Source organism: Polynucleobacter sphagniphilus (genome assembly GCF_029892205.1).
Classification (GTDB): domain Bacteria; phylum Pseudomonadota; class Gammaproteobacteria; order Burkholderiales; family Burkholderiaceae; genus Polynucleobacter; species Polynucleobacter sphagniphilus.
On the sequence record NZ_JARXVX010000003.1, the window covers coordinates 16,728 to 41,241 of the forward strand.

29 protein-coding genes are annotated in these 24,514 nt (G+C 43.7%); 23 read left to right on the plus strand and 6 right to left on the minus strand.

The genetic code is table 11. The annotated features are described in order from the left end of the window. Positions 1 to 377 precede the first annotated feature (377 nt). From M2125_RS06900 to M2125_RS06920, 5 genes are all read left to right on the plus strand, one after another. Positions 378 to 620 carry a type II toxin-antitoxin system Phd/YefM family antitoxin gene (locus M2125_RS06900; protein ID WP_216123334.1) on the plus strand — a complete coding sequence of 81 codons (243 nt, stop codon included), beginning with the start codon at positions 378 to 380 and terminating at the stop codon, positions 618 to 620. After that, the gene (locus M2125_RS06905) at positions 617 to 880 is read left to right on the plus strand and encodes a Txe/YoeB family addiction module toxin (protein ID WP_076024667.1); all 264 of its coding nucleotides are present in this window, start codon (positions 617 to 619) and stop codon (positions 878 to 880) included. Before M2125_RS06900 ends, M2125_RS06905 begins: the two co-directional genes overlap by 4 nt. A 313-nt stretch (positions 881 to 1,193) precedes the next feature. Continuing rightward, on the plus strand, positions 1,194 to 2,414 hold the full coding sequence (gene sorA, locus M2125_RS06910) for a SorA family sulfite dehydrogenase catalytic subunit (protein ID WP_280742770.1): 1,221 nt from the start codon (positions 1,194 to 1,196) through the stop codon (positions 2,412 to 2,414). A gap of 10 nt (positions 2,415 to 2,424) precedes the next feature. Continuing rightward, positions 2,425 to 2,736, plus strand: a complete 312-nt coding sequence (gene sorB, locus M2125_RS06915) for a SorB family sulfite dehydrogenase c-type cytochrome subunit (RefSeq protein ID WP_076024464.1) — start codon at positions 2,425 to 2,427, stop codon at positions 2,734 to 2,736. A 102-nt stretch (positions 2,737 to 2,838) separates the two neighbouring features. Continuing rightward, a complete protein-coding gene (locus M2125_RS06920) occupies positions 2,839 to 3,579 on the plus strand; it encodes an alpha/beta fold hydrolase (protein ID WP_280741612.1) in 741 nt (246 codons plus the stop codon). Between the two features lie 7 nt (positions 3,580 to 3,586). Here the strand turns inward: M2125_RS06920 and M2125_RS06925 are convergent, their stop codons facing one another. Beyond that, positions 3,587 to 5,167: an alpha/beta hydrolase domain-containing protein gene (locus tag M2125_RS06925; protein ID WP_076024462.1), complete on the minus strand. Its 1,581-nt coding sequence runs from the start codon at positions 5,165 to 5,167 to the stop codon at positions 3,587 to 3,589. 272 nt (positions 5,168 to 5,439) lie between these two features. Between M2125_RS06925 and M2125_RS06930 the strand changes: the two genes are divergently transcribed. Both M2125_RS06930 and M2125_RS06935 read left to right on the plus strand, forming a co-directional pair. After that, positions 5,440 to 6,219 (plus strand): substrate-binding domain-containing protein, encoded by a 780-nt coding sequence (locus tag M2125_RS06930; RefSeq protein ID WP_280741613.1) that lies wholly within the window; start codon positions 5,440 to 5,442, stop codon positions 6,217 to 6,219. 220 nt (positions 6,220 to 6,439) lie between these two features. Then, positions 6,440 to 6,835, plus strand: coding sequence for a BLUF domain-containing protein (locus M2125_RS06935; RefSeq protein ID WP_277541773.1), 396 nt, complete (start codon positions 6,440 to 6,442; stop codon positions 6,833 to 6,835). A gap of 33 nt (positions 6,836 to 6,868) precedes the next feature. Here the strand turns inward: M2125_RS06935 and M2125_RS06940 are convergent, their stop codons facing one another. Continuing rightward, positions 6,869 to 7,294 carry a hypothetical protein gene (locus tag M2125_RS06940; protein ID WP_143742188.1) on the minus strand — a complete coding sequence of 142 codons (426 nt, stop codon included), beginning with the start codon at positions 7,292 to 7,294 and terminating at the stop codon, positions 6,869 to 6,871. Positions 7,295 to 7,536: 242 nt separating this feature from the next. On the opposite strand from M2125_RS06940, the gene M2125_RS06945 reads away from it, so the two are divergent. The 4 genes from M2125_RS06945 (at position 7,537) to M2125_RS06960 (ending at position 10,124) form a co-directional block, all read left to right on the plus strand. Next, positions 7,537 to 8,184 carry an aquaporin gene (locus M2125_RS06945; RefSeq protein ID WP_280742771.1) on the plus strand — a complete coding sequence of 216 codons (648 nt, stop codon included), beginning with the start codon at positions 7,537 to 7,539 and terminating at the stop codon, positions 8,182 to 8,184. A 21-nt stretch (positions 8,185 to 8,205) separates the two neighbouring features. Further along, entirely contained in the window at positions 8,206 to 8,391 is a 186-nt protein-coding gene (locus tag M2125_RS06950) for a hypothetical protein (RefSeq protein WP_076024456.1), read from the plus strand. Positions 8,392 to 8,539: 148 nt separating this feature from the next. After that, positions 8,540 to 8,929: a tautomerase family protein gene (locus M2125_RS06955; RefSeq protein ID WP_076024455.1), complete on the plus strand. Its 390-nt coding sequence runs from the start codon at positions 8,540 to 8,542 to the stop codon at positions 8,927 to 8,929. Positions 8,930 to 9,017: 88 nt separating this feature from the next. Further along, complete coding sequence (locus tag M2125_RS06960; RefSeq protein ID WP_280742772.1) at positions 9,018 to 10,124, plus strand: patatin-like phospholipase family protein; 1,107 nt, start codon at positions 9,018 to 9,020, stop codon at positions 10,122 to 10,124. A gap of 467 nt (positions 10,125 to 10,591) precedes the next feature. Here M2125_RS06960 and M2125_RS06965 read toward each other — a convergent pair whose 3' ends face one another. Together M2125_RS06965 and M2125_RS06970 are read right to left on the minus strand one after the other, a co-directional pair. Then, positions 10,592 to 10,801 carry a hypothetical protein gene (locus M2125_RS06965; protein ID WP_280742773.1) on the minus strand — a complete coding sequence of 70 codons (210 nt, stop codon included), beginning with the start codon at positions 10,799 to 10,801 and terminating at the stop codon, positions 10,592 to 10,594. Positions 10,802 to 11,041: 240 nt separating this feature from the next. Continuing rightward, complete coding sequence (locus M2125_RS06970) at positions 11,042 to 11,392, minus strand: DUF3147 family protein (protein ID WP_076024452.1); 351 nt, start codon at positions 11,390 to 11,392, stop codon at positions 11,042 to 11,044. Between the two features lie 69 nt (positions 11,393 to 11,461). Between M2125_RS06970 and M2125_RS06975 the strand changes: the two genes are divergently transcribed. From M2125_RS06975 to M2125_RS06990, 4 genes are all read left to right on the plus strand, one after another. Continuing rightward, complete coding sequence (locus M2125_RS06975; RefSeq protein ID WP_277541782.1) at positions 11,462 to 11,968, plus strand: hypothetical protein; 507 nt, start codon at positions 11,462 to 11,464, stop codon at positions 11,966 to 11,968. A 123-nt stretch (positions 11,969 to 12,091) separates the two neighbouring features. Then, positions 12,092 to 13,708, plus strand: a complete 1,617-nt coding sequence (locus tag M2125_RS06980) for an outer membrane beta-barrel protein (RefSeq protein ID WP_076024450.1) — start codon at positions 12,092 to 12,094, stop codon at positions 13,706 to 13,708. An 88-nt stretch (positions 13,709 to 13,796) separates the two neighbouring features. Beyond that, complete coding sequence (locus M2125_RS06985) at positions 13,797 to 15,302, plus strand: DUF4118 domain-containing protein (RefSeq protein WP_280742774.1); 1,506 nt, start codon at positions 13,797 to 13,799, stop codon at positions 15,300 to 15,302. A 12-nt stretch (positions 15,303 to 15,314) separates the two neighbouring features. Continuing rightward, positions 15,315 to 16,013, plus strand: coding sequence for a response regulator (locus M2125_RS06990; protein WP_233126757.1), 699 nt, complete (start codon positions 15,315 to 15,317; stop codon positions 16,011 to 16,013). 26 nt (positions 16,014 to 16,039) lie between these two features. On the opposite strand, the gene M2125_RS06995 is transcribed toward M2125_RS06990, so the two are convergent. Beyond that, the gene (locus tag M2125_RS06995; RefSeq protein ID WP_076024447.1) at positions 16,040 to 16,321 is read right to left on the minus strand and encodes a DUF7352 domain-containing protein; all 282 of its coding nucleotides are present in this window, start codon (positions 16,319 to 16,321) and stop codon (positions 16,040 to 16,042) included. Positions 16,322 to 16,513: 192 nt separating this feature from the next. On the opposite strand from M2125_RS06995, the gene M2125_RS07000 reads away from it, so the two are divergent. The 7 genes from M2125_RS07000 to M2125_RS07030 all read left to right on the plus strand — a co-directional run bounded on the left by M2125_RS07000 (position 16,514) and on the right by M2125_RS07030 (position 23,166). Further along, positions 16,514 to 17,197, plus strand: a complete 684-nt coding sequence (locus M2125_RS07000) for a haloacid dehalogenase type II (protein ID WP_280742775.1) — start codon at positions 16,514 to 16,516, stop codon at positions 17,195 to 17,197. 120 nt (positions 17,198 to 17,317) lie between these two features. Then, complete coding sequence (gene tcuC, locus M2125_RS07005; RefSeq protein WP_076024445.1) at positions 17,318 to 18,598, plus strand: MFS transporter; 1,281 nt, start codon at positions 17,318 to 17,320, stop codon at positions 18,596 to 18,598. Between the two features lie 334 nt (positions 18,599 to 18,932). After that, positions 18,933 to 20,213, plus strand: coding sequence for an MFS family transporter (locus tag M2125_RS07010; protein ID WP_280742776.1), 1,281 nt, complete (start codon positions 18,933 to 18,935; stop codon positions 20,211 to 20,213). 63 nt (positions 20,214 to 20,276) lie between these two features. Beyond that, positions 20,277 to 21,002, plus strand: a complete 726-nt coding sequence (locus tag M2125_RS07015) for a 3-oxoacid CoA-transferase subunit A (protein ID WP_076024443.1) — start codon at positions 20,277 to 20,279, stop codon at positions 21,000 to 21,002. After that, positions 20,999 to 21,643 carry a 3-oxoacid CoA-transferase subunit B gene (locus M2125_RS07020; RefSeq protein WP_076024442.1) on the plus strand — a complete coding sequence of 215 codons (645 nt, stop codon included), beginning with the start codon at positions 20,999 to 21,001 and terminating at the stop codon, positions 21,641 to 21,643. The genes M2125_RS07015 and M2125_RS07020 overlap by 4 nt, the downstream gene beginning before the upstream one ends. After that, positions 21,643 to 22,869, plus strand: a complete 1,227-nt coding sequence (gene pcaF, locus M2125_RS07025; RefSeq protein WP_280742846.1) for a 3-oxoadipyl-CoA thiolase — start codon at positions 21,643 to 21,645, stop codon at positions 22,867 to 22,869. Before M2125_RS07020 ends, pcaF begins: the two co-directional genes overlap by 1 nt. A 57-nt stretch (positions 22,870 to 22,926) precedes the next feature. After that, a complete protein-coding gene (locus M2125_RS07030; RefSeq protein WP_076024440.1) occupies positions 22,927 to 23,166 on the plus strand; it encodes a hypothetical protein in 240 nt (79 codons plus the stop codon). A 50-nt stretch (positions 23,167 to 23,216) separates the two neighbouring features. Here the strand turns inward: M2125_RS07030 and M2125_RS07035 are convergent, their stop codons facing one another. Then, the gene (locus M2125_RS07035; protein ID WP_076024439.1) at positions 23,217 to 23,861 is read right to left on the minus strand and encodes a histidine phosphatase family protein; all 645 of its coding nucleotides are present in this window, start codon (positions 23,859 to 23,861) and stop codon (positions 23,217 to 23,219) included. Positions 23,862 to 24,276: 415 nt separating this feature from the next. On the opposite strand from M2125_RS07035, the gene M2125_RS07040 reads away from it, so the two are divergent. Beyond that, entirely contained in the window at positions 24,277 to 24,513 is a 237-nt protein-coding gene (locus M2125_RS07040) for a hypothetical protein (RefSeq protein WP_076024437.1), read from the plus strand. Position 24,514 lies beyond the last annotated feature (1 nt).

Consider the following 24,514-nt stretch of genomic DNA (forward strand, 5'->3'; position numbering starts at 1 on the left):
TAAAAAGACACTTCATGTAGCGGTGGCGAGCACTCCAAGGGTGTCCCATCCCTGTGCCAGTCAAGCCTCATGACCGACGCATTAACTACCGCACTCCTTGTGTCGGTCAAATACTTCTTCCAAATCAATCCCATACAAAGGGCATGTTGATTTTGTGAACAAAGTTTTCACATGGTGGGAGAACCAGATGATTGAAAAGCGAAATCGGTCTAGCTGAACGGGTTGGGCATCCTAGGCCCTGGTTCGATTCCGCCCCGGGCCACCAAACTCAAAGAATGCCCTGCTCCGTGCGGGGCATTTTCTTTTGGTTTGGCGGATGAGATGGTCACTTGACAAAGCGTACGCTTTTGCGTACTATTTTGAAAAGGAGTGAAATCATGACCACATTAACTGCAAGTGAAGCTCGAGCAGGTCTCTACCGTTTAATTGATCAAGCGGCAGAGTCACACAAGCCAGTAGTCATTTCTGGTAAGCGAGCAAATGCCGTTTTAGTATCTGAAGAAGATTGGAGCGCTATTCAGGAAACACTTTATCTATTGGCCATTCCAGGAATGCGTGAGTCAATCAAAGACGCTATGGCTGAGCCTATTACTAAAAGTAAAAGGGCATTGAAGTGGTGACTTGGAATTTAGCTTATTCCAAATATGCCATTAAGGATGCTAAAAAACTATCTGCCGCAGGCCTTAAAGATAAAGCTCAGGCTTTATTAGATATTTTAGAAGTTGATCCTCTCCAAAATCCGCCACCTTATGAGAAGTTAGTTGGTGATCTAAAGGGGGCTCACTCACGCAGAATTAATATTCAACATCGCTTAGTTTATGAAATTTTGCGCAAGGAGAAGACGGTTCGAATCTTAAGAATGTGGACTCACTATGAATAAAGTAGGTATTAGTCTAGGGTAGAGTTTGACATCCTAGGCCCTGGTTCGATTCCGCCCCGGGCCACCAAGAATCTCAATAGCCCACTTGTTGGGCTATTTTCTTTTATGGCTTGGCAGGATTAGGCGCCATTTGAGTCGGATACCACTATCTAGAACCGTCCTTTAAAAGGACAAATCAATTATTCATCCCTGCGCCAGTCAATGTCGTTTAAAACGATATTTTTAATTAGTGCCGAGGGTAATCACTAACGCATGCTTCTATAAAAGTAGCTATGCTGACATGAGCTTAAAAAATACTGTGGAGGAGATATCCATGAATTCAGAGAACTTTACCAATAGACGTAAAGTCATTACTGCGGCATTGGCTGGTGGAGCCAGTTCTTTATTGCCATCCTGGGCTTTGGGAGCAGAGAGTACTAATTTACCTATTGCCTATGGCGAGCGTGAGCTCATGGCCTTTCCTGAAAAGAAGCCCATGATTGTGCTGACCTCTAGGCCACCGCAATTAGAGACACCTTTTAAGTATTACGACAATCATGTCATTACGCCAAATGATGAATTCTTTGTGCGCTATCACATGGCTGGCATTCCGACATCGATTGATCCCACTACTTATCGGTTAAAAGTTGGCGGCAATGTTGAAAAGCCTTTAGAGATTTCTCTAGAGTCTTTAAAGAAAAACTTCCCATCCCAGCGCATTGTTGCGGTGAATCAATGCTCTGGTAACAGTCGTGGCTTATTTGAGCCTAGGGTCAATGGTGGTCAATTGGGTAATGGCGCTATGGGTAATGCCGCTTGGGTTGGTGTTGCCTTAAAAGATATTTTGAAAGCGGCTAACCCCGGTCGCGGCGCTAAGCAGGTAACCTTTGATGGATTGGATCAGCCAGTATTGCCAAGTGATTCTGATTTTGTAAAAGGTTTGGATATTGACCATGCTATGGATGGCAATGTCATGGTTGCCTACCAAATGAATGGAACAGACATTCCCTTCTTAAATGGTTATCCAATTAAATTAATTGTGCCCGGTTACTACGGAACCTATTGGGTCAAGCACTTAAGCGAAATTAAAGTGGTTGATGATGTATACAACGGCTATTGGATGAATCCCGCTTATCGCATTCCCGATAACGACTGTAATTGCGTTGCGCCTGGAACGGCCCCTTCTAAAACGATTCCAATTAATCAATTTACGATTCGCTCTTTTATTACGAACTTCACAGACAATAGCGTTGTGACTGTTGGTAAGCCTACTCAAGCTCGAGGCATTGCCTTTGATGCCGGCTATGGAATAAAGAAAGTTTTATTCTCTCAGGACAATGGACAAAATTGGACAGAGGCGAGATTGGGTCAAGACTTGGGTCGTTTCTCATTTAGAGAGTGGCGTGTTGAATTTATGCCAAAACAAAAAGGCACATTGGACTTAAGGGTTAGAGCCTTTAATCATGCCGGTCAAGTTCAGCCAATGACCGCAACTTGGATGCCTGCTGGTTATATGCGAAATATCGTGGAGACCGTCAAGGTCACTGCGGTTTAAGGAGAAGAATATGAAAAAATTACTTCTTCTTATATCTGCTCTTGCTTTGGCGCAAATGGCACAAGCTAAAACAATTGAGTTGCCAGCCGATACTGTTTTATGGAGACCATCAGATTTGCCAGGTTATCAGCTTACCTTACAAAAATGCTCTGCTTGTCACTCTGCTCACTACGCAGAATATCAGCCGCCTAATACGGGAGTTGGTTACTGGAATGCCCAAGTTTTAAGGATGAAGAATGTCTTTAAGGCGCCGATTACTGATGAGGAGGTTCCTATCATTGTGGATTACCTCAACAAGACTTATGGAGCTAATAGAAAATAAGGTTAGGTATCCTCAGCCCTGGTCGATTCCGCCCCGGACTGCCAAGAAGTGCAAAAACCAACCCGGGTGGATTTTGCACTTGATTAGGTGTAAAACTATTCCATGAAAATATTTGTTTTGCTGACCTTACTTGGTACTCTAGTTTCAATTCAGGCAAAAGCTCAAGTTTTTGATGTTTCTTATAAAAATGATGCTCCCACTAGAACATTTTTATTGGCAGCAAAACATCCCCAAGCAGTTGTTCTCCTTTTTCCAGGCGGCAGCGGTGTTTTGCGCTTACAAGACGATGGATCAACCACCAATACTCATACTTTTGTAAGGTCTATTGAGCTATGGGCTCAATATGGAATCGATGCCGTACTGGTCGACACACCATATGGATTAGGTAATGGAAGAAATAATTCGAGGTCGACTCGAGATCATCAGCAAAGAATTTTAAATGTCGTTAAATATTACAAAGAAAAATTAAATATACCCATTTGGTTATTTGGCCATAGCATGGGTACCGTAAGTGTTTCAGAATTTGCTAATAGTGGATTGGAGCAGCAGCAGATGATAAGCGGCGTGATTATTGCTGGCACCTATAGAACGGTCTCGATGGATGGGGATGGAAAATTGCCTGTTCTGGCAATTCATCACATCCATGATGGATGTTCGAGCACCCCCAAATCTGCATCTGAAGCAGTCATCAAAGATAGGCCAAAAGACTCGCGATCTCAACTTATCTTGATTGATGGCGGTATGAGCACTGGCGAGGAGTGCTTATCGCTAGCCCACCATGGCTTTAATCAAAATGAAACCGAGCTAATTAAGGATGCAGCAGATTTCATTTTGCACGAATAGCTTTAAGTTAGCGCGGGTTTTTATCTTTCTGAACCTCCCCAAAAATTGGGTTTGCTGCGGCGTTTGCAATAATCACGGCGGCGTCATCGGGTAATAAAAAGCCTGCCTGCATTAATTTAATCGAGGCACTACGGACTTGATTGACATAATCATCTTGGTTTTTATAGCGCTCCTCAATAGATGGGCGGGTATCGTGCGCGGCCTCTCGCTCAGCTTTAGTTTTGGCAAAGGCGATGTAAGAGCCCGCAAGAGAGCAAGTAAAAGTTTGAGGTTCATTTTGGCCTCCATTTGTGCCTAAGGGGACTGCATGATCGGGCAGACGCACGCCGCCGATCGCATTGCCATCAGCATCGAGTCGAGGAGTTTGTATGACAGCGCTAGCTAAGTGTTTAGGTGCCCTCAGGGTAGCAGGCATGTTTTGAGCGAGTTGAAGTTGAAGCAAGGTTGTTGGTGGTGGCGCCGTATTGTTAATGACCCACTGATCTAAGCGTGCCAAGGTGGCGCGCGACACGGGGGTCCAATCTAGTGTGGCCACAGGTATTTTGCAATCTTCATTTTGTATGGGTAGCAGAACGTGTGAAGCACCTGCAATATCGTACATTCTGACGTTGGCTGGCAAAGGTAAGTCATGAGTGCCACTTGCGCCAGTGCGTCCTAATGAGGCTCTAAGAGAGTAGTAATCTGTAGTGCTTGAAATAAGAATCAGCTTGGGCGGCAGTTCACCCCGAGCTTGTACTCGCTTATTGATCTCAGCGATCGTCAGCACTTCTTCGTGGACACCTCTCATCTCGGGATTGGCGAAGCTTGGCGCATTGTTGCCGTTGGATTCTGGCCCCACTCCGGTTTGTAGGATAGGCAATAGTCCAGCGCCAGAAACAAATATGTGCATGCCATCAAAAACTCTTTCGTGGCCAACCATATTGAAGCCATTTAGCAAGAACGTTTTTAGAAAGCGACCAGTTTGAGATTTGCCACTAGCCAGCAGGCGACTAATTTTTCCAGCAAACGGATTGAGATTGCCTTCGGAGTCATGCGCGCGGTGCGCAAAAAAGTTACTTGCATCCCTAACAATGGCAAACCCGACACCTTCTACATATTGTTTTTCACCCTGCGCATCGATGAATGATGGCAATTGAGCCCCTTGACCTAGCTCCCAGTAAATCTCGGCTGTGCTAAAGCCAACATCTTGCAAGTATCCAGTGCCCTGAGCAAATGTTCCGGAGAGAAAAGGTAATCCCCTGGGTGCGTTATAAAGTGCTTGAGCATAAGCACGGCCTCGGTTGGGGATATCGATAATTAATCCACCATTTGAGTGACCATTTTCATCGGGCATGATTAGTACAACATTAGCAGAATATTCAACCATTCCGTAATTATTGGTTTGTAATTGCTTAAGCCCGGGTATATTTTCGCTGGGCGATAGTTCACCATGAACCCTTCCCTTAAGAATGACATAGCTGCCACTGAGAAATGTTCCGTAAGGCTCAATGCTCGTAATTTCTAGGCGTGTAAGTTCAGCATGTGCTACACAGCTGAGTGAAATAGAGATGAGAAATAAAGCAATGCGTTTTATATGAATGATGGCCATGACTATAAGGACTATTAATGATTGAACAGCTTACCTCTTTTATTGAGCTGTTGCAAAGCTATCGGCAAGCTTGCCGACAATTTTTATTGTATTTTCTAGCTTTGGATTAAAAAATAGCTCGAAAGATTCTGCCAATATATGATGAAAGAAATTGATGTTGAAATTGTTTTTTAGATTGAGCTTAGCAGAATATAAAATTCGGTTAAACAACCGAGGGTTAAGTTAATAAATCATTAAAGCTTTATCCTTAAGAAAATAAAAATGGAGACATAATGAAACTATTGTTTATAAAAAATATTTGCATTGGATTTATTTTGCTTGCTGCTGCTGGAGTGCCGGCAGCTGAAATTCAAGTGGTGAGTTCGGGGGGCTTTGCTCAGGCCTATAAAGAATTGGCTCCTGAATTTGAAAAGCAAACAGGAAACAAATTGATTTCAGGTTGGGGCCCTTCAATGGGAATAACTAAAAATGCTATTCCAGTTCGCCTAGATCGTGGCGAACAAATTGATGTGGTAATTATGGTCGGTAGTTCGCTTGATGATCTAATGGCGCAAGGGAAGCTTATTCCAGGAAGTAAAGTTGTTTTGGCAAATTCACCAATTGCGTGTGCAGTAAAGCAAGGGGCCGCTAAGCCAGATATCAGTACAGTCGCTAAATTTAAAGCGGCTTTGCTCAATGCAAAAACAATGGCTTATTCGGATAGCGCTAGCGGCGAATACATCAAAAACGAGTTGATGGATAAGCTTGGAATTACAGAGCAAATGGCTGGAAAAGCCAGGCAAATTCCTGCTACACCAGTTGGTGAAATTGTTGCGCAGGGAGAAGCGGAGATAGGCTGTCAACAGCGAAGTGAGCTCAAAGCAGTTAAGGGGATCGATATCATTGGGCTGATTCCACAAGAGGTTCAGCTAATCACAACGTTTTCTGGCGCTGTTGTTGCCAGCTCTAAAGTTCCCAGAGAATCACAGGCCTTACTTATGTTCTTAAGTGCCCCCCAAAATGCCCAAGCGATTGAAGAGACCGGTTTGGTGCCAGCCTCCAATAAGCATTAACTAGTTTCGCATTATTAAGGCGTATGGCTTCAGCTCGTTTGGCATTATGAAATACATATCTCTAAGTGCTTAAGGACTCGCAGAAACATCAAAACCACTCTCAAGTGGTTTTTTCATCTTCTGCTCCCTAAAAGAGTAATTTTGTTTGGGGATGGTTCATCTTTTCATGATGGGGTAAACGCCTAGAGTAATTAGTCCTAGAGCTCTCTAGTATTTGTGAATGTCTCAACTAATCGAATTAACTTATGTGAGTGAGCCAGCCCAAAATATGTCCTTTTTGGGCTTGATGAGGCTTCTATATCACTCGTATTCTAAGAATCAAGCGCTAGGTATTACTGGCGCGCTTATTTATGAGAACAATCAATTTGGTCAAGTGATTGAGGGGCTTGAAAAAGATATCGAAGCCTTGTGGCAAAAAATTCAAAAAGATAGCAGACATAAAAATGTTCGCCTAATAGAGGCAAAATCTATCAGTGAACGAAGTTTTAGTAAATGGACAATGGTTTTTCAGGGAAGTGAAGAGGTTGCCAAGACCTTACCTGAAGTTACTGCGGCTATTGAAGACGTGGAGTTTCCAATGGGCCATCCATTGCTGATAGCCTTGAGGGGTGCTTAGGGGTCACTTCCCTCCCCACATAAGATGGCCTTATCAAAACAGTTTTGTTACTTGAACTCCGTTGCTGTAAATCATGTTTTGATGGGTTGGCTCAAACCCAACAGTTAATAAAAAATTATCTATTTCTAAGTTGCTATCTTCATTGAGCAGGGAGGTCACTTTCGCTTTCAGCTTAAAGTCCCCTATTTTAATTTCTGTAATTGTTTTCCAAATATCGCCACAGATAGCTTTTAAGGGTTCTGGAAGATCGTAATAATTTCCATCTTCGGATTGCTTGGGCGTTTCGGCATTGGCATCGTAGGTTAAGGAGCTGTAGTGGTAAAGATAGCCAAAACGAATTTTGTTTACACCTTGAAGATAAGTGGTGGTTTCTTCATAGGACTTAAAGCAATCAAATTTAATAATGGAAGTTGCGGTTAGATAGCCATTGGCTAGAAATTCATTAATACGATCTTTCATTTGCTCATCCAGCCCAATCATTGGTTGACCAGCCAAAATGGCGCTGGATATTGAATTAAGAGCCCATACTAATTCCGCAGAGCGCAATTTAAATGAGGTTCCACTACTGGTTTATACCGATGACCCTGTTTTAAGGGGTCATAGTGATATATATTAGGGTTAATTTCTATAGGGTGCAGGCAGGAATAGACACCAAAACATCCTGCGGGCGTTTTTTCATACTCGGGCTTTATGATCTGACTATGAAATCTTATCTATCCGAATTCATTGGTACCGCCATGCTATTGGCTATCGTTGCTGGCTCAGGAATTATGGGTGAGACCTTAGACTCTGGTAATGCCGCAATAGCGTTACTAGGAAACAGCATTGCTACAGGAGCAGGTTTATACGCTTTGATTACATTGCTAGGACCCATCTCTGGTGCCCACTTTAATCCCGTAGTCACTTTGATGTTTTGGAAGTTGGGTTATTTGGATTTGAAAAAGATGTTGGGTTATTGCTTGTGCCAATTTGCCGGGGCTCTCTGCGGAATATGGCTGACACACCTCATGTTTAGCTTACCTATAATTCAAGAATCAACTAAGGTTAGAGCGGGATTAGGAATTTGGTTAAGCGAATTCATGTCAACGCTCGTTTTACTTTCAGTCATTCATATAGGTGATAAAGAGGTCAAAGATCGAGTGCCAATGCTTGTTGCGTTAATAGTAACAGCAGGCTATTGGTTTACTTCATCTACCTTCTTCGCCAATCCTGCTGTTGCCTTGGCAAGAAGTTTCACAAATACTTTTGTGGGCATTGCTCCCGGCAATGTCTTAGGTTTTGTAACGGCTGAAGTATTGGCGGCTTTGGTAATGATTGGGATATTTTCTTTCTCAAAACAAAAGTCTTGAGCCGGTTTTTATCTACGATATATGACTAATAAAGCCAGCTTAGAAAATGGTGAGGCTGAAAGCTCGAAAAAAGAAGGGTTAGAAGGCCTCTCTGACTATGAGCAACGTCTGCAAGATGCGAATGGCCTCAGGAGACGCGTGCAAAGTAAGCGCGAAATAATGGAAGAGTTAAGTCGGGCGCGATTTCCATGGGAAGATGAAGGCTAGTGGGCCGCTTTTGGCCCATTTACTAGCCAATGCTTATGAAATGTATCAGGAGCCCTGAATGTTATTGGTCACCTCAATCATCGCCTTGGTTTTATTGAACTTGGGCCGGACTATTTTTAAAATAATTATCTAAAACTAAGGATTGCATATGCCTTTTGTCAGAATCGATTTAAGCAAAAAACATCCAACAGACTTTGCCCAGCAAGTGGGTAATATTGTCTATGGTGCCATGCGAGAGCATATTAATGTGCCAGAAGATGATAAGTTCCAAGTCATCACCAGGCACGACAGCAATGAACTAGTAATACCTAAAAGCTATTTGGGTATTGAGTATTCAGAGGACATCATCTTTATTCAAGTAACCCTGAATGCAGGCAGAACCACTGAAATGAAGAAAGTTTTCTACAAAGCAATATGCGACGGCATCGTAGAGAGGCTTAAAGTAAGGCCGCAAGATATCTTTATCAACCTGGTGGAAGTGAATAAAGAAAACTGGTCATTTGGCAATGGCGAGATGCAATACGCGCCAAAGGATTAAAAGGCTATTAAAAAGAAGAAAACCACCTTATGGTGGTTTTTTGCTTTTAGGATCTGCTATAAATTGATAAATCATCAATGGAGCTGACATGACCCAATCTTCCCGCCGTAACTTCTTAAAAACATCAGCTATTAGTTCAGCTGCAATCGCAGGGGCCTGTGGAATGGTATTGGGTATTCCAAGTGCACAAGCAGCAGGCGCAAAGTCTAGTATTGAAATAAAGGCCAATGAAATATCCAAGAAATTATTTTCTGATGATGGCTTGGCAATTCCAATTGCTACTAAGCCCACAGTTTCCAAGCTAGCTAAAGGTCTTGATCGAACAATGGTGCTTGGTGGGGGCGGGGAATACTATATTGCTTGGTATTGCGGTTTCTTTCATGGTCTTTATGAGGCTGGCTTGGATATGGCTCAAATTCCAGAAATGGTAGTGGGCACTTCTGCTGGTTCTTACATGGGATCATCTTTACTCTCCGGTGAATTTTTACGCTTACGCACCGAGTTTGATTTTTTTGGAAAATTCCCAGCCATCTTCTCTAAGATGGCTCCAATTGCTAGCCCTAATGTAAGTCAGATGAGGGCCGATCAAATCAATATGAGCGCAAGTGATGGCAGTATTGAAACTCGCAGAGTCATAGGCGCTGCAGCATTGGCAGCTGATAATAAATTAAATAGCGATCGAATCGAAAAACTAGCCGCGCTTTTAACTGGGGATAGCAAAACAGATTGGCCAAGTAGTCGGATGCATACTACCGGAATCGATTGCTATACCGGCGAGCGTTTGGTGGTCAGCCAAGAGACTGCAAGAAAAAATAATATTCCCCTGGCGCATGGTGCAGCTGCTAGTAGCTCATTACCAGGGGTCGCCGGCCCGACACTGTTGGGTCAGCGTTTTGTAATGGATGGTGGTATTTGCTCTAATCCTGCTCATGTAGATTTGGTGGCGGGCTCCAAAAGGGCTTTGATCATCACGCTGACAGATGGTGTAACGGGTGCAATATTGACAACCATCCCCCACCCAATCGCCCAAAATATTAAAGATATAGAGGCTACGGGCACAAAGGTAAAGTGGGTGGTGGCAGGTACACCCCCTGGTGTTAACCTGCTAGACCCAAAACAGATTGAGGCAGCATTACATAGAGGATATGAACGCTCAAAAATGGAGGCATCCAATATCAAAGCATTTTGGTCTTAATTTTGCATGCAGAAAAAGTGAAGATATATGAGTGTGAATAAATAGGCGCAGTAAAAGACTATTGATAAGGTAATAAGATGAAAAAATTATTGAGTTTTGTTTTGTTGGCGATATTTCTATTGGTGCTAGGTGGATGCGCAGCCAGCAGCACTTCGCCGATAGGTATTAATTGCGATGATACAAAAGACCTGACCATAAATGAGATGCCACTTGCTTGCCAAGGTGGCCGCTGATTTAAATTGCGTATACCAGCATATATGTTTTTCAATATATGCAAATCACTTATTAATGGTGGCGCTAGGACGCCAATGTATTCACCGTCGCTTCTTTAACAATGACCCAGCTGAGCTAGAAAAAGGAATGGCGGGATTGCGCGTAATGGGTTCTGGACATAGCTCCGTAGTCAGTAAGGACGGTATTTATTCGAAGTTAGATCGATACTTATCAGGATCCTATTCTTACGATCTTTATGAGCGGGCTGAAGAAAGTCGAACCTCATTAGCGCTATCATAGAAAAATGCACGCAGACTATTTGGCGGGCTATCAGTAATTGCATTAGCACCATCTAATTGATGTTCGCTACGCAGCTCTAGTTGATAATTAGGAATTCGAGCTAGCTCATAAAAACGTGGGTGACGAACGATTTTTGATTCAATAGCAAGCCGCTCTTTATTCATGCTTAATTCCCGTGATGGTTGCGTAACTAATGAGTGCAATAGATGTTGGTCTCATAGTAAAAAATATATTGCCTATTAGATATACAACCTTAGCTCTAGAACTTTGGGGGTAGAGCTTATGAGTGCGTCATCAAACTGACATTAATTGTTAATAAGTCGGCATGTAAATGCGTGAACGCCTATTGTTGATGAGCAAGCTAGAGCAAACAAAGCCAAAAGTCATTGGGAGCAATGTTGGATTTACATCAACTCTATTCCAAATCCTTTGATCAAAAGCGCAAATAGAAGAAAGCAGATCATGGTGATGCCTATGCTCGCACCCATCGTGAGCCAAAACCCAATTTTGGGTAATAAATAAGGAAATAATAAAAACATTGGTAAGGTGGGTATGACATACCAAAATGTGTAATAAGCATGGTTGGCAATTTTTTCAACGCCTTGATTTTCAAAATAGAGCCAAGTCAGCGTAAGCAATGTCATGACTGGTAGCGCCCCCAAAAGACCGCCGAGGCGATCACTGCGTTTTGCTACTTCAGAAATAAATACAACCATTCCTGCGCTTAGTAAATATTTGGCGATAATCCAAGTCATAAAGGCCTTACAAAAGAAGTGCTAGCTTAAGATATTAATGGCCCTCATTAATTAACGGTTAACTGATTCATGAAAAGACGCCTCCTTATATTTTTGGCGACTCTATTGATGGGTATGACCTCATTGCCTGTGCTTGCTGCAGAAGAGCCAGAAGGACATGCGTTGGTTTTGATGTTGGGAGGTGCGGCTGAGAAGAGTGTGAGTGAGGTAACAAGCAATGTCGGCCCCACAGCTTCAGTGGAGTTTTTAGTGATTGAGGATTTACTTGAGATTGAGCTTGGCACCCAATACCTTAGCTCAAGCTACCTGCATACATTGGGAGGTCAAATTTTGTTTAAGAAGCCATTTGAGGTGACTCACAATATTGAGCTGATGGTAGGGGCGGGGCCTGCAATCACGCACGCTACTTCAGGTGCAAGCCCCATCAATCAATATGGAATTTCTTTTGCTCTTGATTTAATGGTCTGGACCTCAAAAGAGATGGGCTGGTTTATTAGTCCAGAATATAACTATGGGGTGGGGGCATCGAGCGAAAGAAGTATTGGCCTATCGCTTGGCTTGATGTTTGGTTTATGACAAAAATGTCACTACCATCAACGATACTAAGGCGTTTTTACACCATTTTTATACCTCGTTGTTTACTCTAACTAAAACCGAGCTTACTAAAGCTCGACATGATTTAGTTAAAAAGGGGTATGTATGCGGCAAATTGGAAAACGCCTATTTCTGGGTGGTGCGCTTATGGTTATATTGGGATCGGCTTATGCAGACAATGCATCTGTCAGTGTAAAAACTTGTGATCCCTATCAAGACTATAGCTGTTTAGATTCAGCCCTCGGCACAGGGTTTTGGAATCGCCTGACCAATTACTACAAGTTAGAGATGGGCAAGGATGCTGCGCCAGTTGATCCAAATGCGCCCCCCACTCGGCGCGAAGATTTTCCTCCCGCAGCCATGACTATGCCACCAATGCCTTTCACAGAATGGCCTTATGGTGGCACCACGTCACTTGGCGTTTCTCTCCCTAATGCGGTGGATAGTCCGTTTATGAATGCAATTTCTGATACCGCCTTTGGGCAGTGGATGATTGACAATCACATCCAAGCGTACGGCTGGGCTAATGCTGGATTTAACTTTAGCAATGCTTCGGTACATGGTGGAAATGCGCCCGCTGCTTATTCCTACAATCCAAATTCATTAGCCTTGGATCAAATTGTTGAATACGTTGAACGTATTCCGGATATGGTGCAAAAAGATCACAATGATTGGGGCTTCAGAGCATCCATGATTTATGGTCAGGATTATCGCTACACCACTTCTTACGGTGTGATGAGCGGACAGTACTTAAATCAAAATTTGGCTAACGGCTGGGATGCCCCCATGCTTTATGCCGAGTGGTATACGCCCTTTGTAATGCAAGGTTTGAATATTCGTGTGGGGCGATATATTTCTGTGCCAGATATCGAGGCACAGTTGGCGCCAAATAACTATATGTATTCGCATTCCATGACCTATGCCTACGATAACTATACAAACGAAGGAATTATTGCTTCGTTAGCCGTGGACAGGAATTGGATTATTCAAGCAGGTATTGAGGGGGGTACAGACTCATCTTTGAATCATTCATGGTCAACTACTAATAACCCAGCCCCTAATGCACTTTTCCCGAATAAAACTACTAGGCAAGATCCAGGCGCAAATCCTGCCGGCACTTTTGCGGTTCGATACACCACGGATGATGGAAAAACCAATTTGCAGGCAACTGCTAATGGTATTAATAGCGGGACATGGGGTTATAACAACCTGCAATGGTATGGCCTAACCTTCTATCACACCTTCGACGAGCACTGGCATATTTCCTCTGAGGTTTATCAGGAGCATCAAAATAATGTTCCCAACTTGAATAATAGTTATGTCATGACGAGTAATAATGGCGGCCCAATTTGGACTCCGCTCACTTTTGCATATAACTCACCGGGCTGGGCTTCTTGTAGTAATGCAGCAGCATTAACTTGTACTGCAACAGCAAAAGGATTTGTAACTTACTTAAACTATCAGATTGATCCATTAAATAACTTATCTTTGCGTCCAGAAATTTATTGGGACCCACAAGGACAGCGTACTGGAACAGCTGCTACTTACCGTAACTTAGCTTTTGGCTGGCAGCACTGGTTCTCGCCACAAATTGAAGTGCGCCCAGAAATAGCTTATTACACAGCAAATAAGGCCGCATTTAATGGGAATGCCAATTTAGGAATGGCACCCAATATGAAAAATCTTACTGTTTTTTCAGGCGATATCATTTGGCACTGGTAAGCGAAGTTATCGAAGTTGCATCGCTTTAGAGAGAGCCACCTCCGGGTGGTTTTCTATTTTGTATTTAGTCTTTTGGGTGGAAAATGGGATGATGAAAATACCCAATATGAATGCCCTTAGTATCCGGGCCCTAATAAAGACAATTTCCCTCTGTTTTTTAATTGCAATGGGAGTGACTGCTCTTTGCTGGTCTTTCGGCGGCTTTATTGACTATGCCAATATTGCTATGATCTTTTTGCTCAGCACTTTTCTGGCTGCTCTTGCATTTGGACGTGGCGCAGCTGTTGTCTCAGCCTTTCTAAATGTTGCATTTTTTGACTTCTTCTTTGTTGCGCCGCTTTATTCATTTGATGTCGAGGATCTGCAATATTTAATTACGCTCGGGGTGATGTTGATCATTGGATTAATTACCGGAAATTTTGTATCAAGCCTTAAAGAAAAAATAGCCGATATTACGCGTCGAGCCTCAATGAGCCTTGCCTTGCAAAATTTATCCCAAGGCTTATTTAAGGCTCAGAATATCGAACAAGTGATCGCCACTAGCTTGACAAGCTTACAGCCAGCCATCAAGGCTGAGTTGAGTATGTATCTTTTAAATGAAGAGGAGATAATCATTCCTCAAAATACTCAACACATAGAGCAAGTCATGGCAATCATGGATGGGTCTGTGGCAACTCCCCCATCAGAACCTGATCCTAATCTTGAATGCGAAATTTTTATACCCATTCAATCGGACTGGAAGAAATTTGGTGTATTGCTAGCTAAAGATTTGAGCCCCTTTAGTAAAAAAGATGGACGAGAGCAGTTTCTTCAAACTGCTGCAGATTTGATTGCACTAGCAGTATTAAAGCTGCAATTGGCTCGGTCAGACGAAGCTAGCAAAGTTGAGGCGGCCACTGAGCGCTTGCGTAGCGCTATCTTATCTTCTTTGTCGCATGACTTACGTACACCGCTAACCAAAATTATTGGCCTGGCAGAAGAGGTGCAAAGCAAGGCAGCCAACCTAGATGTGAATAGCAACCACACGCTCACTACCATTGCGAATCAAGGAAAGCGACTTTCAAACAAGATCAATAATTTATTAGAAATTGTGAAGTTACAAACCCAGAAGCCTACATTAGAGAAGGCATGGCAGCCAATCGAAGAGGTCATCGGCACTAGTATTAAATATTTTTCATCTTTATTTCCCTATCGTAAGGTAGAGATATCAATTGATCCAGAGATTCCACCGCTTTATTTTGATGAGGTGTTAATGGAGCGCGTGATTTATAACTTATTAGATAACGCCGCAAAATATTCTGGGCCTGATTCGGTAATAGAGATTAATGCTAGGCGTCGTAAGGAGTTTGTGGAGATTGAGGTAAGAGATTATGGTTCTGGATTTACAAAATCGCCCACCTCTCTGTTTAAGGCATTTGCTAAGGGCGATAATGATTCTGTAGTCGGTGGCTTAGGTTTAGCCATATGCAAAACGATTATCGATTCGCATGGCGGCACCATTTGGGCAGAAAACGTTGCAGATGGCAATGGCGCAGTGGTAGTGATTCAATTGCCCTTAATTAGCGCTCCCAACTTCGACCTTGATCTTGAGTGAGGCCCATCAATTTTGACACCCAAACAAAATAAACCATATGTCTTAGTAGTTGAAGATGATCCTGAGATCCGGGATATGATTTTGAAAATCCTAGAGGGAATGGATTTAGCCTCTGGCTATGCAGGCAGCGTGGCGGCTGCTATTTCTGAGATTGTGAAGGCGCCACCAGATTTAGTTGTGCTTGATTTGGGTTTACCAGATGCCGATGGAATTACCCTCATTGAGAATATACGCCGTTGGTCAGAACTACCCATTTTGGTTTTATCTGCCCGTATTGTTGAGCACGAGAAAGTGAAGGCTCTAGATGCAGGTGCTGATGACTATTTGACAAAACCATTTGGCATGGCCGAATTAATGGCGCGCATTCGTGTTCTCTTGCGTCGTCGATCTGCCAGTGAAACCCTCTCTCCTAAATTTCAGTTTGGCAATATTGAAGTTGATCTGAGTGCTCGTAAAGTACTCAAGCGCGGCGAAGAGGTTCACTTGAGCCCGATCGAGTTTCAATTACTCAATATATTTTTGGTCAACAAAGGCAGAATTATGACGCACCGACAGCTACTAAAAGAAGTTTGGGGTGGTCGTCGTATTGAGTCGAATCATTATTTGCGAATTTACGTTGGTCACTTGCGTCAGAAGCTAGAGGATGAGCCTGCACGACCTGTCTATTTACTCACTGAGGCCGGCGTTGGCTATCGTCTAGAGATAGAGTGAATATCGAAGTTAGTGCGAGCAAAAAACTAGCTTTTTTCTAGCTTGAAAACATGTAAAAAGTGAGTGTGGTGTTGTGCTGAGGCCAAATAGACTAAATTTGGATCATCAAGTAGTGGATCTGTGTGGCCAGTTGAAAAGATGACGAATTCGTTATCTTCTAGTGGCGCGTCCTTTTCTACCAAAGCCCAAATAGTCAGTTGCGTTCCTTGATATTCAATATCTAAGATTTGCGCACCCTTTTGAATGGGAATGATATTTCTTGAGCCATTGGATACATGTTCAATCGGATATTTGTAGATAATTTTCATATTAAGAGCTCGTATGGATCAATTAAGACGTTTGGCTTCGGCGCCGCATTGTTAACATGGTAATCCTGTAAGGCTTTAAATGGCTAATTTTTATTAGAAAATAAAGCGAATGAGTTTGACCTAGATCACAGCCTATATAGGTAAGATGGTTTTAGAGCACAATGTAAGAAAATTTCTAAAGATGGGAATCGCATGTACAAGTTAGTTGCTTTCGATGCATACGGCACGTTATTTGATGTGTACTCCATGGGGCAGCTTGCGGAAGAGCTTTTCCCAGGGCATGGTCCTCAATTTGCATTGATGTGGCGCGATCGTCAAATTGAATACACACGCTTGGTTACCATTAGTGATCCAAATCCCAATGGCAGCAAGCATTACCTCCCTTTTTGGGAGCTCACAATCCGTTCCTTGCGTTATGTAGCTAAACGTATGGGATTTGATCTTACTGCGGAAAATGAGAAGCGGTTGATGGATCAGTATGCCAAGCTCACTGGATTTGCAGATAGCTTGTCAGTTTTGAGGAGCATTAAAGAAAAAAGCATTACCACGGCCATTTTGTCTAATGGCAGCCGAGAGATGCTTGCCACCGTTGTTCAGAGCAACGGACTGGGGCCTTACCTTGATCAAGTTGTTACTGTTGAGGAGGCTCGCTTATTCAAAACTGCACCCCAAGCCTATGAATTGCTCTTAAAGACATTTCCGGTGCAGAAAGAGGAGGTTTTGTTTGTTTCTAGCAATGCATGGGATGCTCTTGCAGCGAAATGGTATGGCTTTCATGTGTTTTGGGTCAACCGTCTGGGGCACCCATTTGAGGAAATTGGTGAGCAGCCAGATTACGAAGGCTCTCAATTAAGCGATGTATTGGCAATTATCTAAGTTTGACTCAGGGAAAATATCAGATTGATTTTTTTGATGTTTTCAGTTGATACTGCTTGATATAGCACGCGATAAGTTAGATAAGCAGTAAATATCCATTCATAAAATAATAGAGACAAAATGAGCGCATCTATAGCTAAGCCGCAGTCAAAATTTTCCACGGTGGTTCGCGTTACCAGCGGCAACTTTATTGAGATGTATGATTTTTTTCTTTTTGGCTTTTATGCCACTTACATCTCTAAAGCTTTTTTTCCTTCAGATAGCGAATACGCTTCACTGATGTTAACTTTTGCAACTTTTGGGGCGGGCTTTCTAATGCGTCCTTTGGGCGCTATTTTGCTGGGTGGTTATATTGACCGAATTGGTCGACGTAAGGGCTTGGTGCTTACCTTGGGAATTATGGCAACCGGAACTGCAATGGTTGCTTTCATTCCAAGTTATGCGACGATTGGATTGTTTGCACCATTGCTAGTGTTGGTTGGCCGTTTGTTGCAAGGCTTTTCTGCAGGTGTTGAGCTAGGTGGCGTATCTGTGTATCTTTCTGAGATGGCAACCCCGGGTCATAAGGGCTTTTATGTCAGTTGGCAGTCAGCCAGTCAACAGGTGGCCATTATTTTTTCAGCCGCCTTAGGCTACATCCTCAATGAGTTTATGAGCAAAGAGATGGTTGCCGATTGGGGTTGGCGCATTCCTTTCTTCATTGGATGCATGATCATCCCCATTGTTTTTCAGATTCGACGCTCACTTCAGGAAACCGAAGTATTCTTAGCAAAAAAGCACCACCCTAGTTTTAAAGAAATTTTGCAATCTCTCGTCCTCAATTGGCAGTTAGTCCTTGCTGGAATGATGCTGATAGTAATGACAACAGTGTCGTTCTATTTGATCACTGTCTACACCCCAACTTTTGGCAAGAGTGTTTTAAAGCTGACTATTGTCGATAGCTTAATTGTGACGTTTGCTGTTGGTATTTCCAATTTCTTTTGGTTGCCAATAATGGGGGCGCTCTCTGATCGTATTGGGCGTTGGCCAATTATGGGATTATTTTCGGCATTGACCCTAATTACTGCTTATCCGATCCTCAGTTGGTTGGTTGGCTCACCTAGCTTTGAGCATATGTTGGCGGTAGAGCTATGGCTGTCATTCTTGTATGGCAGTTATAACGGAGCAACCGTAGTGGCTTTGACGGAAATTATTCCAAGCAACATTAGAACCACAGGGTTCTCATTGGCATATAGCTTAGCCACTGCGCTTTTTGGTGGATTTACACCTCTGGTTTCTACTTGGCTAATTGAATCGACAGGCGATAAGGCTGCCCCAGGTTATTGGATGGCCATGGCAGGCGGCCTCGGTTTATTGGCTACATTTTTGATTTATCGGGGCATTATTAAGGTGAAAAATTGATAAGGCTCTCATAAAACCTGCAAAATTGAACATTTAAGAGGAGTCTGCACCATTTTGGGATGCTTGGCACCTAAAGAATGCGAAACCGAAAATCCCAAGAAATTGATGACACTATTATGAAACTGTAGTTTTGATTCATTCTTTAGTCTCACCTCCATAAGTTTTATTTGCAAGCCACCCTTTGGGGTGGCTTTTTTCTTTCTTGTCCCCCCTTTATCCTTTTTTGAATATTTTGGTTTGCTTGATAAACTGCGTATTAGGAGGATTGTGTCGACTGGCTTACTAGGGTCGATAAATTTTATAAATATAAAAATCCATATTTGGAGAGACAGTCATGAGCTATACAGTCAGCGAAAAGCGGCAAAGAATTTTTGCCATATTTGCAGCATCCTCAGGAAATCTAGTGGAGTGGTTTGATTTTTATGTGTATGCCTTTTGTGCAGTTTACTTTGCACATATTTTTTTCCCAAAGGCAGACCCCACCGTTCAGCTTTTAAATACTGCGGGGGTTTTTGCTGCAGGATTTTTAATGCGCCCTATTGGCGGTTGGTTGTTTGGCCGCCTAGCAGATCGTCATGGCCGAAAAAAATCTTTAGTGATTTCCGTAGCAATGATGTGTGCAGGCTCTCTCTTAATTGCCTGCTTGCCAGGTTATGACAGCATCGGTATTTGGGCGCCATTTTTGTTGTTGGTAGCAAGACTGTTTCAAGGCCTGTCAGTAGGTGGTGAGTATGGTGCTACAGCAACATATATGAGCGAAATCGCTATGAAGGGACAAAGAGGGTTTTACTCCTCCTTCCAGTATGTCACGCTCATTGGAGGTCAGTTGCTTGCGGTGTTGGTGATTATCATCTTGCAGCAGTTTTTAGACGATGCACAAATGAGAGACTGGGGCTGGCGTATTCCATTTGTTGTTGGTGCGGCAGCAGCTGTGATTGCACTCATGTTGCGTAAAACCTTAACCGAGACAGCTCATAATCTCGCCAGTGAAAATAAAGATGCGGGCAGCATCAAAGCATTATTTCGTTACCATAAGAAAGCATTCTTTACGGTTCTGGGTTACACCGCAGGTGGATCACTTAGCTTCTATACCTTTACAACCTATATGCAAAAGTATTTGGTCAATACTGCGCATATCTCGATTAAAACAGCCAGTGGCATTATGACGGGCTGTTTATTGGCATACATGCTGATGCAGCCTTTATTCGGCGCCTTATCTGATCGCATTGGTCGTAGAAATAATATGTTGCTGTTTGGTGGTTTAGGGGCAATTTGTACTATTCCTATCATGATGCTTTTGCAGGGTGTCACAGAGCCATGGGTAGCATTTGCACTGATTTCTTGCGCGCTCGCCATTGTGAGCTTTTATACGTCCATCTCTGGAATTGTTAAAGCAGAAATGTTTCCAGTTGAGGTGCGTGCTTTAGGTGTTGGCTTATCGTATGCAGTTGCCAATGCCTTGTTTGGCGGCTCAGCAGAATTTGTGGCACTCAGCTTTAAGGCAGAAGGTCATGAGTCTTTGTTTTATTGGTACGTTACCGGAATGCTCGTAATTGCTTTTGTAGTAAGTTTCCGCTTACCTAAAAAACCTGAGTACCTCTTAAACGATCACTAATGCTATTGGAGTAAGCGGGGCGCCGAATAAGGCGCCCTCGCGACGACTTAGCGGAGCAAGAAATTGATTAATAAAATAGCGCCCTCTATTCAAGAGGCACTCTCTGCCATTTCCGATGGCTCTACTATCTTGATCGGCGGCTTTGGCACTGCTGGCAACCCCAATGAACTAATCAATGCCCTGATTGAACAAGGGGCCCGCGATCTGACGGTGGTAAACAATAATGCCGGGAATGCAGAAGCAGGGCTGGCAGCTTTGCTGAAAACGGGTCGTGTACGCAAAATTATTTGTAGTTATCCACGTCAAGTTGATTCTTATGTTTTTGATGAGCTCTACCGTAGTGGCAAGATTGAGCTTGAGCTCGTTCCCCAGGGCAATTTGGTGGAGCGCTTGCGTGCGGCTGGCGCAGGCATAGGCGCCTTTTATACCCCAATTGGGTTTGGAACGGAGATGGCGAAAAATGCCGATGGCAGTCCCAAAGAAACCCGGATTATTCATGGCAAGCCTCACGTGCTGGAGTATCCAATCTATGGCGATGTTGCACTCATTAAAGCAGAGAAGGGTGATCGTTGGGGCAATTTAGTTTATCGAAAAGCAGCGCGCAATTTTGGCCCTGTCATGGCAACCGCTGCTAAATATACGGTTGCAACGGTGCATGAGATTGTCGACTTAGGCGTGCTTGATCCAGAGACAATCGTAACGCCTGGTATTTTTGTGTCTAAGATTGTGAAGATAGATCATGTGGCAACTGCGGCTGGCGGCTTTAAAAAAAGTAAGGATGCAGCATGAGTCAATATCACAGACGTAGCAAAGAAGAGCTTGCAAAGCGAGTTGCGCAAGATATGTTTGATGGGGCTTACGTTAATCTTGGCATCGGCCAGCCTACCTTAATAGCAAATCATCTGCCTGCTGGCGTAGAAATTATTCTTCATAGCGAAAACGGTATTTTGGGGATGGGTCCAGCACCAAGTCAGGAGGCTGAAGATTTTGATCTCATTAATGCGGGTAAACAGCCGGTGACATTATTGCCGGGTGGCGCATTTTTTCATCATGCAGATAGTTTCTCGATGATGCGTGGCGGCCATTTGGATATTTGTGTGCTTGGCGCTTTTCAGGTATCAGCTACAGGGGATTTGGCAAATTGGAGTACCGGTGAAGTAGGTTCCATTCCGGCTGTAGGTGGTGCAATGGATTTAGCAATCGGCGCAAAACAGACTTGGGTGATGATGGATCTCTTGACGAAAAAAGGCGAGAGTAAAGTCGTTGCCACATGTAGCTATCCTTTAACTGCGATTGCCTGTGTAAAAAGAATTTATTCTGATCTTGCTACCTTAGAGTGTACGTCTGAGGGTCTCAAATTAATCGACATGGTTGAAGGTCTTGATCATGCTCAGTTAGAAGATTTGGTCTGCTTGCCAATTCGCTCGTAATATTTTTTTCTAGAAAGCGCTTTACGACAGATGCATTTATTTGCGATGCGATTCGCACTCCATTTGGTCGTTATGGTGGCGCTCTCAGCAGTATTCGTGCTGATGATCTCGGCGCGATTGTGCTAAAGGCCTTAATGGTACGCAATCCCACTGTAGACTGGGGCTTAGTGGATGACGTGATATTTGGCTGCGCTAATCAAGCCGGTGAAGATAATCGCAATGTGGCTCGCATGAGTAGCCTCTTGGCTGGGTTGCCAGTGGAGGTTTCTGGAGTGACATTAAATCGCTTATGTGGCTCGGGTTTGGATGCCGTTGGTTCAGCTGCGCGCGCAATTAAATCGGGCGAGACTAGCTTCATGATTGCGGGCGGGGTAGAAAGTATGAGCCGCGCTCCTTTTGTGATGCCCAAGGCTGAGAGTGCCTTCAGTCGCAACAATGCGGTCTATGACACAACCATTGGCTGGCGTTTTATCAACCGATTGATGAAAGAGCAGTATGGGGTTGATTCCATGCCAGAGACGGCTGAGAATGTTGCGATCGATTTTAAGATTGAGCGAGAGGCCCAAGATCGTATGGCTATGCGTAGCCAGCTACTGGCATTAGCTGCCCAACAGGCGGGTCACTTGGCACGCGAAATTTGTGCTGTGACAATTGCCCAGAAGAAAGGCGATGCACTGGTCGTTGATAAAGACGAGCATCCGCGTGCAACCAGCGCAGAAGCATTGGCTAAATTGAAGGGGATTGTTCGCTCCGATGGCTCGGTAACCGCTGGTAACTCTAGTGGCGTCAATGATGGGGCTTGCGCACTATTGTTATCAAATGAGGCCATGGCAGTTAAAAACGGATTAACTCCAAAAGCGCGAGTAGTCGGCATGGCAGTCAGTGGAGTTGCCCCGCGCATTATGGGCATTGGCCCCGGGCCTGCAGTTGAAAAAGTATTGGCACTCACAGGCTTAAAGCTTGAGCAGATGGATGTGATTGAACTCAACGAAGCATTTGCTGCCCAAGGACTAGCAGTGCTACGCTATCTTGGTTTATCCGACGATGACGCGCGTGTAAATGCCTGGGGTGGCGCCATTGCCCTAGGCCACCCACTGGGTGCTTCTGGAGCCCGCTTAGTGACTACGGCTATCAATCGCTTGCATGCTACTGGCAGTCACTACGCTTTATGTACGATGTGTATTGGGGTTGGTCAAGGAATTGCCTTAATTGTTGAGCGTGTTTAATGCTATTTGCAGTAAAGTAGTTCTAGTATTTTTAATCACTATAAAAAAGGAATTCTGATGTCTCATCACGAAAAATTAATTGCAGCCTTTGAAGCTTATAAAGCGGAAAATGAAAAGTTCCAGGAAAAAGGCATTAAAGCATCTGCTGCTAGAGCTCGTAAGGCACTTCAAGAAATTGCTGGCTCTTGTAAAGAGCGCCGTAAAGAAATCACAGCGCAAAAAGAGGCTTTAGAAGCTAAGCCAAAAGGCGAAGGTATGTCTCAAGATGCTGCACGTCACGCGCACATCCGCAGATAATTGCTGCAAATATAGAAACCGCCTGCGGGCGGTTTTTTTATTGCATCAAGTTAAAGATCAATATTTTCTAGGGAAACATGTTCTAGATGGCGTGTGTCAGCCCATTGCCCAACTTCCCATCCGCTTCCATCATGAATGAGCCAGTTAAATGACGCATTCGGGACGGAGGCTGCGCGTTTCGCATTCAATGCCTCACGTCTTGCCAGTCTATGAGCCATATCTAAGACGCCCCCATGACTTACAAGCAGAATGGTTTTTCCAAGATTGGCTTGGCGAATCTGCTCAAGTGTATCTTGAACCCGTTTTGCAAATTGAGAAATACTTTCTCCACCATTGAGATCATGGTCTATGTCTCTAGCGAGGTGTGCTTCCCATACTTGGGGCTGCTGATCGGGAGCCTCGACTACAGTGAGCCCTTGCAAGGCCCCGAAGTGGCGCTCTCTCAAGCCCTGATGGGGAATTGCGTCTACATTAAATAGATTCACAATGGCATTGGCGGTATCAGCAGCTCTCTGTAGATCACTTGTATAGAGCGCATGAAATTGCAAGTCTGAGATCTTCATAGCTTGCGCCAATTGCAGAGCCTGCGCTTTGCCACGTATGTTTAGTGGAGTGTTCGTCATGCCTTGCAGGCGTCGTTCCACATTCCAGGCGGTTTCTCCATGACGTATGAGGCAGAAGCGAGTTGTATTCATTCACTAATGATAAAACGGCATTAAAAAAGCCCCGTGTGGGGCTTATTCATTATGCTGCTAATAGATTGAGCTTATTTAGGGCCCTTTGGATTTTGTCTTTTTCTTTTGGTTTAGTACTTGTCTCAAGCAATTTTGTTAGTTGTGCAAGATTGAGTGGACCCAATCGGGCTTTACCGGTTTTGGTAAGCATAGAGTCATTTTTGCGATTGCGTTGATTTTGGCCTACAGCCATGATGGTGTCCTAGAGTATTGGAATGATAAATCCGAGGGTCCAACCCAAGAGACTTCCCTAGCTAGGGCGCAGAATAGTGATCACTGATCAGCATAACAGCTATATTCCCCTGGCGTATCATAAGAATGTTAGATTCATGTTTTACTGATCGAATCAAGGCTGAGTAAAAGCTGAAAGCACATTATGAATAAATTTTTATATCCTTTGTTACTCATGAGCCTCAATTTGATGGCTTGCGCTGCAGTGTATACCGACGCATCTGACGCTAATCATGTCACTTATTTGAATAGCAGTGATGAGTCGATTGCACAGTTAAATCAAAAAGCCACCTTGTATTGTGCTCAATACGGCAAGGTTGCCTCATTCAGAAAAACCGATAGTGCTCTGGTTGCGGTTTTTGACTGCAGCTACCAAAAATAAG